General features: G+C 72.3%; 10 protein-coding genes. 8 read left to right on the top strand and 2 right to left on the bottom strand.

The genetic code is table 11. From position 1 onward, the window contains the following. Positions 1–368: 368 nt before the first annotated feature. The 3 genes from F9C41_RS01780 to F9C41_RS01790 all read left to right on the top strand — a co-directional run bounded on the left by F9C41_RS01780 (position 369) and on the right by F9C41_RS01790 (position 5,627). Positions 369–1,946, top strand: coding sequence for an MFS transporter (locus F9C41_RS01780; RefSeq protein ID WP_155384797.1), 1,578 nt, complete (start codon positions 369–371; stop codon positions 1,944–1,946). A 289-nt stretch (positions 1,947–2,235) separates the two neighbouring features. Then, positions 2,236–3,891, top strand: a complete 1,656-nt coding sequence (locus F9C41_RS01785) for an ABC transporter ATP-binding protein (protein WP_230689309.1) — start codon at positions 2,236–2,238, stop codon at positions 3,889–3,891. Further along, complete coding sequence (locus F9C41_RS01790; RefSeq protein ID WP_155384799.1) at positions 3,888–5,627, top strand: ABC transporter ATP-binding protein; 1,740 nt, start codon at positions 3,888–3,890, stop codon at positions 5,625–5,627. Before F9C41_RS01785 ends, F9C41_RS01790 begins: the two co-directional genes overlap by 4 nt. A gap of 11 nt (positions 5,628–5,638) precedes the next feature. On the opposite strand, the gene F9C41_RS01795 is transcribed toward F9C41_RS01790, so the two are convergent. Continuing rightward, positions 5,639–6,661 carry a cation diffusion facilitator family transporter gene (locus F9C41_RS01795; protein WP_155384800.1) on the bottom strand — a complete coding sequence of 341 codons (1,023 nt, stop codon included), beginning with the start codon at positions 6,659–6,661 and terminating at the stop codon, positions 5,639–5,641. Then, positions 6,658–7,614: an SDR family NAD(P)-dependent oxidoreductase gene (locus F9C41_RS01800; RefSeq protein ID WP_230689210.1), complete on the bottom strand. Its 957-nt coding sequence runs from the start codon at positions 7,612–7,614 to the stop codon at positions 6,658–6,660. Before F9C41_RS01800 ends, F9C41_RS01795 begins: the two co-directional genes overlap by 4 nt. 181 nt (positions 7,615–7,795) lie before the next feature. Between F9C41_RS01800 and F9C41_RS01805 the strand changes: the two genes are divergently transcribed. The 5 genes from F9C41_RS01805 to F9C41_RS01825 all read left to right on the top strand — a co-directional run bounded on the left by F9C41_RS01805 (position 7,796) and on the right by F9C41_RS01825 (position 13,722). Further along, entirely contained in the window at positions 7,796–8,389 is a 594-nt protein-coding gene (locus F9C41_RS01805; protein WP_155384801.1) for an antibiotic biosynthesis monooxygenase, read from the top strand. Between the two features lie 197 nt (positions 8,390–8,586). Further along, a complete protein-coding gene (locus tag F9C41_RS01810; RefSeq protein ID WP_155384802.1) occupies positions 8,587–10,527 on the top strand; it encodes an elongation factor G in 1,941 nt (646 codons plus the stop codon). Positions 10,528–10,696: 169 nt separating this feature from the next. Beyond that, positions 10,697–11,659 (top strand): thioredoxin family protein, encoded by a 963-nt coding sequence (locus F9C41_RS01815; RefSeq protein ID WP_155384803.1) that lies wholly within the window; start codon positions 10,697–10,699, stop codon positions 11,657–11,659. A 15-nt stretch (positions 11,660–11,674) separates the two neighbouring features. After that, positions 11,675–12,154, top strand: coding sequence for a VOC family protein (locus F9C41_RS01820; RefSeq protein ID WP_230689212.1), 480 nt, complete (start codon positions 11,675–11,677; stop codon positions 12,152–12,154). A gap of 272 nt (positions 12,155–12,426) precedes the next feature. Continuing rightward, entirely contained in the window at positions 12,427–13,722 is a 1,296-nt protein-coding gene (locus F9C41_RS01825; RefSeq protein WP_196279585.1) for a GGDEF domain-containing protein, read from the top strand. Positions 13,723–13,809: the final 87 nt, after the last annotated feature.

The raw sequence follows: 13,809 nt of genomic DNA on the forward strand, positions 1-13,809 counted from the left end.
GGCGACAGCGAGTTTTGTATGGATCCCACAAATTGAGCTGGACGGTAAACGGACATTAAGGCTTATTTAGCAACAAGATCCCCTGTGCGGCGACCGCAAGTTGCTTGCAACCCGAGCCACCTGTCCACCATCCTGCACGCCGCGGCCGGTGCGCCGTGAGCGGGGTTCGACCGAGTGCCGACGCTGTCGGAGGAGACCGCGCGCCGACGAGGCGACCGCCGGATCGCCGCGATCTTAGTCCTTGTGGTCAGTTTCCACCTGTAGACCCCTGAAACGGTCCTATTCCGGCAACTTACCCGTGATGGTCGCGATAGCCGATAACCTGATCGAAACGCCTGGCCGCGAACGGGACGGGGGAGTAGCCGACGATGACCTCATCGCCTGACCGGCGGTCGTCGGCGCCGGCGCGGCCAGGGCTGGTGCTCGCGGCGCTGATCATGGTCGCGGCGGTGGCCAACCTGAACCTGGCCGTCGCCAACGTGGCACTGCCCGACATCGGCCGGGCCTTCGACTCGTCGCAGACGGCGCTCAACCTCATCGCGGTCGCGTACTCGCTCGGCCTGGCCTGCTCGGTCATCTACCTGGGCGCGCTCGGCGACCGGTACGGCCGCAAGCTAATGCTGGTGGCAGGCATCCTGCTGTCCGTGCCCGCGTGCCTGCTCGCCGCGTACGCGCCCACGGACACCGTCCTGATCATCGCCCGCTTCGTCGGCGGCCTCTCCGCGGGCATGGCCTACCCGACCACCCTCGCGCTCATCGCCGCACTCTGGTCGGGTCCGGCCCGCACCCGCTCGATCGCGCTCTGGTCGGCGACCGGCGGGGCCATCGCCTCACTCGGGCCACTGGCCGCGGGCTTCGCGCTGGAGCGCTTCTGGTGGGGCTCGGTCTTCCTGATCACCCTGCCACTGGCGGCGATAGCCCTGGTCATGGCCGTGATGCTGGTGCCCGCGCACGTGAACGAGACCACCGAACCGGTCGACAACCTCGGCGGCATCCTGTCGGTCGTGCTGGTCGGCGCGGCGATCCTCGCCATCAACTTCGCGCCCGTGCCCAACGCCGGCGCGCTGGTCGCCGGGCTGACCGTGCTCGCCCTGGCCGCCGTCGTCGCGTTCGTGCTGCGCGAGCGCCGGGCCGCGAACCCGCTCTACGACCTGGACATCGCCTCGCGGCGGGTGTTCTGGGTCGCCGCCTGCGCGGGCATCATCGTGTTCGGCTCGCTGATGGGTGCGATGTTCATCGGCCAGCAGTTCCTGCAGAACGTGCTCGGCTACTCGACCGTGCAGGCCGGGACGGCGATCCTGCCCGCCGCGATCCTCATGGTGATCATCGCGCCCCGGTCGGCGAAGCTGGTGGAGTCGCACGGCGCCCGGTTCACGCTGCTCACCGGATACGTCTTCGTGCTGCTCGGATTCCTGACGATGCTGCTGCTGTGGCGGGAGGGCATTGGCTACTGGCAGGTCGGGCTCGGCTACGCCCTGATCGGCGCGGGGGTCGGCTTCGCGGGTACGCCCGCCTCCCACTCGCTGACCGGCTCGGTGCCGGTGACCAAGGCGGGCATGGCGTCCGGCACCGCCGACCTGCAGCGCGACCTCGGCGGCGCGGTCATGCAGTCGATCTTCGGGGCGCTGCTCACCGCCGGGTACGCCAGCGCCGCCGCGGCTGCCGTCACCGCCGCGCCACCCAACCCGGCGATCACGGCCAGCGTGCAGACGCAGCTCACCAAGTCGTTCTCCAGCGCGGCCACCACCGCCGAGCAGTACCCGCAGTACTCCACCCAGATCATCGCCGGGGCCAAGGCGGCGTTCCTGCAGGGCGACCAGTGGGCCTACCTCGCCGGCATCATCGCGGTCCTGATCGGCGCGACCATCGTGTTCGTCTTCTTCCCCGCCAAGGACGACGAACAGCGGCTGCTCGACGAGTACGCGGCGACGGACTCGGGCAGGTAGCCCGGCACCCGACCCGCCCACTCGGTGCCGGCGTTCGTGTCCGGGTGCGGTGCACCACGGCATCAGGGAACTCGCCAATGTCGATGTATTGGTGGGATTCATCCGGCGCCGGGGCAAAACCCGCAAGCCAGGGCATCGGGACCCTCGGTAGCCTGAGCCCATGCCCCCACACCTCCCACATTCCGATCCCGGCATTGCGGATACGAGAGGTCCCGTGCGGTACCTGTGGTGGCTGGTCCGCAGCCAGTGGCCGCGCGCCCTGCGTGGCAGCGTCGTCGGCACGGCCTGGATGATCGGGCTCGCGGTGCGGCCGTACCTGATCGCGCGGGCGATCGACGACGGGCTGCGCACGGGCGACACGCGGGCCCTGCTGAGCTGGGTCGCCGCGATCATCGGCGCCGGTGTCGTCGTCGCCTACCTGGGCATCATGCGGCATCGGACGATGACCTTCCTCCGCGAGGACGCGACGGCACGCTCCTCGCAGGTGGTGCTGCGGCACATCGCCCGGCTGGGCGCGGTGCTGCCGCGCACGGTCGCGGCAGGCGAGATCGCGACGGTCGCCGGCACGGACATCTCGCAGGCCTCGTGGGCGCTGACGATGACCGGGCCGGGCGTGGGCGCCGTCCTGGCCTACACCACCGCCGCCGTCGTGCTCTGGTCGGTCGACCCGCTGCTGGCCGTCTTCGTGCTGCTGGGCGTGCCGATGGTCGTGCTGGTGGTGGGACCGCTGCTCAACCGGCTGCAGGGCGTCGACACCGACTACCGGCACGAACTGGGGATCCTGACCACCCGGGCCGGTGACATCGTGGCCGGGCTGCGCGTGCTGGCCGGGGTCGGCGGCCGCGACCTGTTCGCCCGCCGCTACGCCGCCCGGTCGCAGAGCCTGCTCCGGCGCGGCTACCGCGTCGGCTCGATCACCTCCTGGGTGCAGGCGCTGACCGCGGGCATCCCCGCCCTGTTCCTGGCCGCGATCGTCTGGCTGGCCGCGCGGATGGCGGCCGAAGGGCAGATCACGGTCGGTGAGATGGTCGCCGTCTACGGCTACGCCGCCGTCCTGTCGGTGCCGGTGTGGTTCCTGCTCGAAGGCGGCTTCATGACCGTACGGGGCATGGTCGCGGCCCGGCGGATCATCGCGGTGCTGCGGATCCAGCCCGACGCCGCGGCGGACGGCCCCGCCCCCGCCGGCCCCGCCGAGCTGTACGACCCCCAGTCGGGGCTGGCCGTGCCGACCGGCCGGATGATCGGTGTCGCGGCCGAGGACCCGGCGGACGCGATCGCCCTCGCCGACCGGCTGGGCCGCTACGTCGCCAGCGAGGTGACCTGGGGCGGGCTGCCGATCGCCGGCGTCGACCCGGCCGAGGTCCGGGCCCGGATCCTCGTCGCCGACCACGACTCCTACCTGTTCCCGGGCACGCTGCGCGACGTGCTGCGGATCCGGGACGGCATCAGCGACGCGCAGCTCGCCGCCGCGATCCGCACCGCCTCCGCCGACGACATCGTCGAGTCGCTGCCCGGCGGCCTGGACGCACCGATCGAAGGCCGCGGCAGCAACCTCTCCGGCGGCCAGCGCCAGCGGGTACGCCTGGCCCAACACCTGCTCGCCGAACCCGATGTGCTGATCCTCGTCGACCCGACCTCGGCCGTCGACTCGCACACCGAGGCCCGCATCGCCGACCGGCTGCACGAGCACCGCACCGGCCGGACCACGGTCGTGCTCGCCACGTCTCCGTTGCTGCTGGACCGCACCGACCTCGTCGCGTTCGTACGAGGCGGGCGGGTCGCCGCTGTCGGCACGCACGACGAACTGCTGGAGACCGAACCCGGCTACCGGGCCCTGGTCGCCCGCGACGCCGCGGAGCCGGAGACCGACGCCGCGCGAGGGGAAGCGACGATGACCGAGACCATGACCACCGAGGCCCGCACCGCACCGGCGGCCCGGCGATGAAGGCGCTGCCCGTCGCCGACACGGCGACCGTGCGCCGGTCGGTGGCCGAGCTGGCCCGGACCGAGAAAAGGTCGCTGAGCCTCGCGCTCGCGCTGTACGTCGCCGCCGCGGTCGCCGGGCTCGCCGCACCGTGGCTGGTGGGACGGATCGTCGACCGGGTCACCGCCGGCGCGACCGCCTCCGACGTGGACACGTACGCCCTGGTCATGGCGGGGTGTGTGCTGGCGCAGATCCTGCTGTTCCGCACCGCCCAGAACGTCGGCAACAAGTTCGGCGAACGGGCCAACGCCCGGCTGCGGGAGGACTTCGTCGCGCGTACGCTGCGCCTGCCGATCGCCGTGGTCGAGCGGGCCGGCACCGGCGACCTCGCCACCCGCAGCTCCGTCGACGTCGCCACCGTCGGCAACGCGGTCCGCCAGGTCGTGCCGATCGTGCTCATCTCGGCCATCCAGCTGCTCCTGGTCATCACGGCCGTGTTCCTGCTGCATCCGCTGCTCGGACTGCTCATCCTCGCCGGGGCGCCGACGTCCGTCGCGGTCGCCCGCTGGTATCTGCGCCGCGCCCCGCAGGCCTACCTGGCCGAGGGCGAGGCGAGCTCGGAACTCACGGAGTCGCTGACCGCGACCGCCGAGGGCGCGCGGACCGTGGAGGCGCTGCGGCTGACCGAGGAGCGGACCCGCGAGGGCACCGCGCGGATCGCTCGGCAGTGGACCACGCGCCGGGCGACGCTGGCGCTGCGCAGCGTCTTCTTCCCGGTCGTCGAGTCCGGCTACGCGCTGCCCGCCGCGGCGATGCTGCTCGCGGGCGGGTTCTTCCTCAGCGAGGGCTGGGTCACCCTCGGCGCGGTCGTGGCGGCGACCCTCTACGCCCAGCAGTCGATCGAACCGATCGACCACATCATGATCTTTCTGGAGCAGGCCCAGCGAGGTGTCGCCTCACTGGCCCGCGTGCTCGGCATCGGCCTGGTCGCGCCCGAGCCCCGCGGTGTCGCTTCGGCCCCGCCCGGCCAGCGGCTCACGGTCCGCGGCGCGCGGTTCCGCTACGCCGGCGGCCAGGACGTGCTCCACGGCATCGACCTGGAGGTGCGCCCCGGCGAGCGGCTCGCCATCGTCGGGCCGTCCGGTGCGGGCAAGTCGACCCTGGCCCGCCTGCTGGCCGGGATAGACGCGCCCCGCGAAGGCGAGGTCAGCCTCGGCGGCGTCCCGGTGACCGACCTCGACCCGGCCGAACGCCGCCGCCGCATCGCCCTGGTCACCCAGGAGCACCACGTCTTCATCGGCACGCTGCGCGACAACCTCGCCTTCTCCGCGCCCGGCGCCACCGACGACGACATGCGCGGCGCGCTCGCCGCGGTGGGCGCCGACTGGTACGCCGATCTGCCCGACGGCCTGGACACCGAACTCGGCGACGGTGCGCGGGCGCTGAACCCGGCCGACGCGCAGCAGGTGGCGCTGGCGCGGCTGGTGCTCGCCGATCCGCACACGCTGATCCTCGACGAGGCGACCGCGGCGCTGGACCCGACGACCGCCCGGCGCACCGAACGCTCGCTCGGCGCCGTCCTGCAGGGACGGACCGTCATCGCCATCGCGCACCGCCTCTACACCGCGCACGACGCCGACCGGGTCGCGGTGCTGGCCGACGGCCGGATCAGCGAGCTGGGCAGCCATGACGAACTGGTTCGCGCGGGCGGGGCGTACGCGGCGCTGTGGCGCTCCTGGCACGGCGACAAGGCCTGAACCGGGGCGGGCTACGGCGCCAGCGACGGCTCGTCCGGCGCGGACAGGCTGAGCACCGTGCCCGCCACGGCCGGCGAGGAGCTGACCCTCGCCTCCAGCGCGCGCAGGCGTACGGCGACGTGGGACTCGATGTCGTCACCGGCGAGGTCGACGTCGCCGACCACCGAGATCATTCGTGGGCCGACGACCTCCAGCCGCAGGTAGGTGACCCGGTCGACCTCGGGCATGGCCAGCAGCGACCGCAGCACGGCGGCGCGCACCCGCGGATCGGCCTCCTCGCCGACGAGGAACCGGCGGTTGCGGTTGATGAGCAGGGCCGCGACCACCACGAGCAGCACCCCGACCAGGATCGACCCGATGGCGTCCGGCATCGGCGAGCCGGTCAGCTGGTGCGCCGCCAGCCCGGCCGTGGCCAGGAGCAGGCCGAGCAGCGCGGCGGCGTCCTCGGCGAACACCGCCCGCAGCGCCGGATCGGACGTGGCCAGCACGTGCTCGATGAGATCGCGCTCCATCACCGTCGCGTCCGCCCTCGCCTGCCGCACGGACTGCCGGAACGACAGCCCCTCCAGCAGGAACGAGAGCGCCAGCACGGCGTATCCCAGCAGGAAGTCGTCGGCGGGAGTGGGCGAACGCAGCTGGCCGACGCCATGCGTGATCGAGAACGCGCCACCGGCCACGAACAGCCCGACGGCGGCGAACAGCGACCACACGTACGCCTCGCGGCCGTGCCCGAGCGGATGTCCCCGGTCCGGCGGGCGGGCGGCGCGACGGTTGGCCACGATCAGGAACACCTCGTTGCCGGTGTCCGCCCAGGAGTGCGCCGCCTCCGCGGTCAGCGACGCCGACCTGGTGATCAGCGCCGCGGCGGTCTTGGCGACCGCGATCACCAGGTTCGCGCCGAGTGCGACGGCCACGGTGAGGAAGCTGTCGGATCCCGGTGAGCCACCGCCGATCGCGAAGCCCACGCTGAAGGACTCCTCGGCGGCCGCCGCCACCGGCTCGTCAGGGCCCGTCTCCGACGGTGGCAGGCTCATCGGCGCGAACCTGCGCTCGCGAGCATGTCGGTGGACACCTGCCAGAGCCGCGCGGCGGCCACCGGGTCGAGTGCGTAGGCGGCCACACCGCGCCGTATGCCGGGCCGGTGCGGGACGGCGACCTGGCAGTCCTCGAAGTAGCGCCCCGTGACACCGTCGACCAGCGGCGATCCGGCGAGCAGGACCGAGGTCGCCGCGCCCTGTTCGGCGTCCTTCCAGGACACGTCGGTGCTGGCCGGTGCGAACGACGCGGGCGCGCCGGCGAGGCCGTCGATGTGCCGGCCCAGGTTCGTGCCGGTGATCCGGCCTGGGTTCAGGGCGTTGGCGGTGATGCCGTCGGCGGCCCAGCGCTTGGCGGCCTCGACGGCGAACAGGATGTTCGCGGTCTTCGACTGGCCGTAGGCCAGCCACGGGTCGTACGGCCGGCGCTCGAAGTTGATGTCGTCGAAGTCGACGTCGCCATTGATGTGCCCGACGGAGCTGACGGACACGATCCGCGCGCCGCCGGCCGCGGCCAGCGCCAGGTGCAGGCCGGTCGCCAGCGCGAGGTGGCCGAGGTGGTTGGTCGCGAACTGCAGCTCCCAGCCCTGCGGGGTACGCAGCAGGGGAGTGGCCATGATCCCGGCGTTGGCGACCAGCATGTGCAGCGGCCCGGACCAGGCCGAGGCGAAGGCGGCCACCGACCGCTGGTCGGCCAGGTCCAGCGGGGCGACCCGGATGCGGCTGTTTCCGGTCGCCGCGATCAGGTCCTGGGCGACGCGCTCACCGGCGGCTGTGTCACGGACCGCGAGGGTGACCGCAGCACCGGCTCCGGCCAGCGCGCGAGCGGTCTCGACGCCGAGGCCGGACGACCCGCCGGTCACGATCGCGGTCCGCCCGGTCAGGTCGACCCCGGCGATGACCTCGGCGGCGGTCGAGGTGGCCCCGAACGGCGTACTGATGGGAGCTTCCACGGTTCTTGATCCTCCTGGATGGGCAGCTCGCGGACCGTCAAGCCAATAAACGGAACCGGCTCCGGTTAGCCTGACAATAAACGGAGGACACTCCGCTTGCCAATCGCAGCGTGACGAAGAACGCGCCGCGATGGCGATCCCGGTAACACCGGCGGCCCGGCCGCGCCCGGAAGATGGACACATGACCAGCAGCAACGGCGCCGTACCGGTGACCATCGCCATCACGCGCCGCGCCGACCCCTCCCACGCCCGGGAGATGATCGCGTGGATGCGGGCGGGCACGACGCTGGCCGAGGAGTTCCCCGGGTTCCTGGGCGCGGGGTGGGTGCGGCCGGGTCCCGGCTCGACCGAGTGGCACATGCTCTACCGCTTCGCCGACGCCGACGCGCTGCAGACCTGGGAGGATTCGTCGCAGCGGCAGTGGTGGCTGTCGTCGGCCCAGGGCATCGTCGAGCACGCCCGCACCGAGCGGCGTACCGGCATCGAGGGCTGGTTCGACCCGCCGCAGGAGCACAGCATCGAGGAGGCGCGTACGCCCGCGCCCCCGCGCTGGAAGCAGGCGGTCACCATCTGGCTGGTGTTCTTCCCGCTCAGCCTGCTCGCCAACGTGCTGGTGGTGCGATACCTGGCCGGGACCCCGCTGGTGGTCCGGACCCTGGCCAGCACCCTGTGCCTGACCCCGCTGATGACGTACGTGATGCTGCCGTGGATCACCCGGACGCTGGAGTGGTGGCTGCACGGCCGTCCCGCCCCCTGGCGCGCCGCGGGCCGGTAGGCGGCGACCGCGTACGGAGCACTCAGCCGGTGACCGACCGCGTGAGCGGCGTGGCGTGGGCGGAAATGGCTCGCGCCGGGGCGCGGATGGTGGTTACGTGGTCGGCGACAGGCGTCCCACGACCGAGGAGCAAGACATGCGAGCGACGTTCAACTCCCTCGAAGCTCTCTTGCCCGCTCGTTCGAAGGATTTGACGTTTGTCGCTCCGTACGCTCAATCTCGGGATCTTGGCCCATGTCGACGCCGGTAAGACGTCCCTGACCGAGCGGCTGCTCTACGCGGCCGGGGTCATCGACGCGGTCGGCAGCGTCGACGCCGGCACGACGCAGACCGACTCGCTGGCGCTGGAACGCCAGCGGGGCATCACGATCCGTTCCGCCGTGGCGGCGCTGCGGATCGGGGACACCGCGGTCAACATCATCGACACCCCGGGGCACCCGGACTTCATCGCCGAGGTGGACCGTGTGCTCGGCGTGCTCGACGGGGCGGTGCTGGTCGTGTCGGCCGTCGAGGGGGTGCAGCCGCAGACCCGGCTGCTCATGCGCGCGCTGCGGCGGCTCGCCGTGCCCACGCTGATCTTCATCAACAAGATCGACCGTGGTGGCGCCGACGCCGGACGGACTCTCGCGGAGCTGGCGCGACGCCTCGACGTGAAAGCCGCGCCGATGACCCGGGTGTCGCGGCCCGGCGAGCGCGCGGCGGTGGCCGAGCCGGACACCCGGACCCTCGCCGACGTGCTCACCGCCGACAACGAGGCGCTGCTGGCCGCGTACGTCGCGGACGAGTCCTGCCTGACTCCCCGGCGGCTGCGCGCGGAACTCGCCGCACAGACGGCCCGGTGCGCGGTGCACCCGGTCTTCGCCGGCTCGGCGATGACCGGCGCGGGCATCGACGCCCTCATGGCGGGTCTGACGGACCTGCTGCCCGCGTCGGCCGGCGACCCCGCGGCGGGCCCGCGCGGACGGATTTTCAAGATCGAGCGCGGGCCGGCGGGGGAGAAGGTCGCCTACGTGCGGATGTTCGACGGCACCCTGCACGTGCGGGACCATCCGACCGGCGGCCGGGACCGGATCACGGCGCTGCACATGCTGGAGCACGGCGACTTGGTCCCGCGCGACCGTGTCGCCGCGGGCGGCATCGCGGCGCTGCGCGGCCTGACCGCCGTGCACGTAGGCGACGCCATCGGCGCGGCCGACGACCTGCCCGCACACCACTTCGCCCCGCCCATGCTCGAAGCGCTGCTCGTGCCCGCGCACCACGCCGACGGCGCGCGGCTGCGCTCGGCGCTGGCGCAGCTGGCCGAGCAGGACCCGCTGATCAACGTGCGGGCCGACGAGAACCTGGGCACGGCGGTCTCGCTCTACGGCGAGGTGCAGAAGGAGGTCATCCGGGCGACGCTGGCCGCGGAGTTCGGCGTCGAGGCCGACTTCCGGGAGACGACGACGCTGTGCGTCGAGCGCCCGGCGGGCGTCGGGGAGGCGGTGGAGCGGCTCAACACACCGTCCAACCCGTACCAGGCCACCATCGGGCTGCGGGTCGAGCCCGCGCCGCCGGGTTCCGGCGTCCAGGTGCGGGTGCCGGTGGACTACCGGTTCGCGCCGCTGTACGTCTACCGCACCCTCGATCTGTTCAAGGACAGCATGGGGGAGTACATCCGGGACGCGCTGCGCGCGGGCCCGCGCGGCTGGCCGGTGACCGACTGCGTGGTGACGATGACCGAGTCGCGGTACAGCGTCGCGGACGGGCCGCCGTCGCTGCGCGGGCCGGACAGCACGGCCGCGGACTTCCGCAAGCTGACCCCGCTGGTGATGACGCAGGCGCTGGCCGAATCCGGCACCACCGTGTGCGAGCCGCTGGCCCGGGTGACCCTCGACATCCCGGTTTCGGCGCTCGGCCCGGTCCTCAGTGTGCTCAGCAGGCTCCAGTCCGTCGTGGCCGACCAGGTCGTGCGCGGCGACGAGATGACCGTCGTCGCGACGCTGACCGCCGCGTATGCACAGGAACTGCACCGGGTGCTGCCGGAGGTGACCGGCGGTGAAGGCGTGTTGGAGTCGGCGTTCGCGGGCTACCGGCCGGTTCGCGGAGCGCTGCCGACCCGGCGGCGCGCGGATTCGTCTGGTGGTGACGACTCCCACTGAACCGGACAAACGACTCGAATCTGTCCTGGCCCAGACGTCAGCCGAGGACGACGGGCCGGAAGCCGACGCGGTCCGGGCGTCCTCGCGACGAATCACCTCTAAGATGAATGAAAGGAAGGAATCATGCCTAACTAGGCGTTCCTCCGACCGGTACAGCAAGGAACCGATCATGTCTGTCACGTTCGAGCGGGTGGAACTGTCCGCGTTCGACGGGGCGTCCGAGTGGCTCGGTGTCGCGCCGCTCGGTCGCCCCGAGCTGCGCGGCCGTGCCGTCCTGGTGGACTTCTGGACGCTGACCTGCATCAACTGGCTGCGCGCGCAGCCCTATGTCCGAGCCTGGTCGCAGGCGTACCGCGACGACGGGCTGGTCGTCGTCGGCGTCCACACCCCGGAGTTCTCGTTCGAACGCGACAGCGACCTGATCCGGCAGGCGGTGGCGGCGCGGGAGATCGACTACCCGGTCGCCGTCGACAACGACTACGCGGTCTGGCAGGCGTTCGACAACCACTACTGGCCGGCGCTCTACTTCGTCGACGCCGAGGGCGTCGTCCGTGACCAGCATTTCGGCGAGGGCCGGTACGAACGGTCGGAGCAGGTGATCCAGCGACTGCTCGGCGTGGAGCGCGAGCTGGTCTCGACCTTCGTCGAAGGCCGCGGCGTGGAGGCGGAGGCGGACTGGCAGCACCTGCGCTCGCCCGAGACGTATCTCGGCTACGCGCGCGGCGAGAACTTCGCCTCGCCGGGCCGGATCGCGTACGACGAACACCGTGCCTACGAGCTCCCCGAAGACCTGCGCCTCAACCAGTGGGCGCTGGCCGGCGACTGGACGGTGGGACGCGAGAATGTCCTGCTCGACCGGGCCGGCGGGACCGTCGCCTGCCGGTTCCACGCGCGCGACGCACACCTCGTCCTGTCGTCGGGCGGCAGCGCGCCCATTCCGTTCCGGGTGCTCGTGGACGGCCACGCTCCGGGCCCCTCGCACGGCGTGGACGTCGACGAGAACGGCGACGGTGTGCTCCGGGAGGGCCGGCTGTACCAGCTCGTCCGCGAGCAGGCCGCCGTCCGCGAGCGGACCCTGGAGATCACGTTCGGTGAGCCAGGCGCCGAGGTGTACGCGTTCACGTTCGGCTGAACCCAGGAGGTCCACATGAGCACTTCGCCCGACGGCGCGGCGGATGCCGTCAACCCGCCGACGATGGACATGAAGGTCGAGGTCGTGGTCATCCCGGTGGCCGACGTCGACCGTTCCCTCGTCTTCTACCGCGGCCTGGGGTGGCGGCTCGACGCCGACTACGAGGCCGGTCCGAAGTTCAGGATCGTGCAGCTGACGCCGCCCGGCTCGACGTGCTCGGTCCACTTCGGCCGCGGACTCACCCCGGCCGTGCCGGGCACCACCCAGGGCACCTACCTCGTCGTCGCCGATCTCGAAGCGGCCCGCGCCGACCTGCTCGGCAGGGGTGTCGAGGTGAGCAGGGTCTTCCACAACACCTATGACAACGGGTACCAGGAGCGGGTGGACGGTCCGGCTCCCGACGGGCGCAGCTACGCGTCGTTCGCCACGTTCACCGATCCGGACGGCAACGGGTGGCTGATGCAGGAGGTCAAGCAGCGGGCCCCGGGGCGGTGACGAGTCCGCACGATCGAGGAGGTATCGCCCCCGACGAGGCGGCCGCCGACGCGGCGCGGCACATGGAGAGGCTGCAGCGTTGACGGCCGACCGGCGACGGACCGGAGCATCGCGTCAGACGCTCGCCTGCGTTCCAGCGGCTAGGGTGGCGGTATGCACAGTTCAGCCAGGTTCGCGACATTACGGCGAGGACCGGCCGCACGACAAGCCGGGTGACGGACGGCTTACCGGCTGCCATGGCGATGAATCTGCGCAGATACCTCACGCAAGGCATGCAGATACTGCTGCGGCCAGGGAAACTCCTGCGCGGGTCGGGCCGGCTTGCCCGGGTGGGCCCGCGGCTGGCGGTGGCGTTCGTGCTGGTGTCCGCGCTGCTGCCGGTGATCGGCTTGATCGCCGAACGCGAGCAGCGGCTGGCTGCCGCCCGTGACGCGCAGGCCGAGGCGCAGCAACTCGCCGGGGTGATCGCCGCCGACATCGCCGACGACGTGCAGGGTGGCCGCCCGCTGGATCCCGTGACGATACGGGCTCACCTCGATCAGCTGCGCGGTCAGATCGGCGGCGACGTCGAGATCGTCGATCTGCGTCGCGACAGTGTCGCCGGCACGATGCCGGCGGGCGAGGCACGCCTCGGCGTCGACGCCGACGGCCAGATCTCCGCAACGCTGCGCGACGGGCTGATCCGCACCGTCACCCGCGAGGGCGGGGGCGCGCCTTTCAAGCTGGTCGTCGTCCCGATCCGCACCCCGGCCGACGGCATCGTCGGCGCGTTGCTGCTCGACTACACCGCCCTGTACGACGAAGTGCTGTCCGCCGGCGCGCACAGCCGCCGGTTGACGCTGGCGGCGGGCCTGGCCGGTATGGCGGCGGCACTAGGGCTGGGCTGGGCGCTCTCGCGCGGGCTGGTCCGCGACATCCGCCGGCTCACCCAGACGGCCGCCATGTTCGCCGAAGGCGACTACGACACCCGGGCGCAGGTGAAGTCCCGCGGTGAGCTGCGAGAACTCGCCGACGCGCTCAACGTCATGGCCGAACGCATCGCGCAGCGCAGAGCGGTGCTGGTCGACCTGGCGACGACCGATCCATTGACCGGGCTGCCCAACCGCCGTGCGCTGCGCACCGGCCTGGACCGCGATCTCGACCACGCCCGCAGGCGCGGCACGCCGCTGTCGCTGATCCTGCTCGACCTCGACCACTTCAAGGCGATCAACGACGAGCACGGACATCTCACCGGCGACGCCGTGCTGCGCCGGGTCGCGGAGATCCTGAAGGCGCACCTGCGATCCACCGATCTCGCCGCCCGGCACGGCGGGGAGGAGTTCGCCGTGCTGCTGCCCGACACCGGCAGCGACGCGGCGATGCGCACCGCGGAACGGGTGCGGGCGGCGCTGTCCGCCGCGCCGATCGAATTCCAGGGCCACTCGGTGACGGTCACCGCGAGCCTGGGCGTGGTCGCCTATCCCGAGCACGGCCTGACCACCGCGGACCTGGTCCACCGCGCCGACGCCGCGCTCTACACCGCCAAGCGGGCCGGCCGCGACCGCGTGCACGGCCCACCCGCGACCTGACCGGGCCACCGCCGCCCTCCCGGGGGCGGCCGCTCGGCCGTGCCGGGCGACGGGTCCTCAGCGATGGACACCGGCGCAGTCACCGCC

The sequence above is a fragment of the Catellatospora paridis genome (assembly GCF_009720365.1).
Classification (GTDB): domain Bacteria; phylum Actinomycetota; class Actinomycetes; order Mycobacteriales; family Micromonosporaceae; genus Catellatospora; species Catellatospora paridis.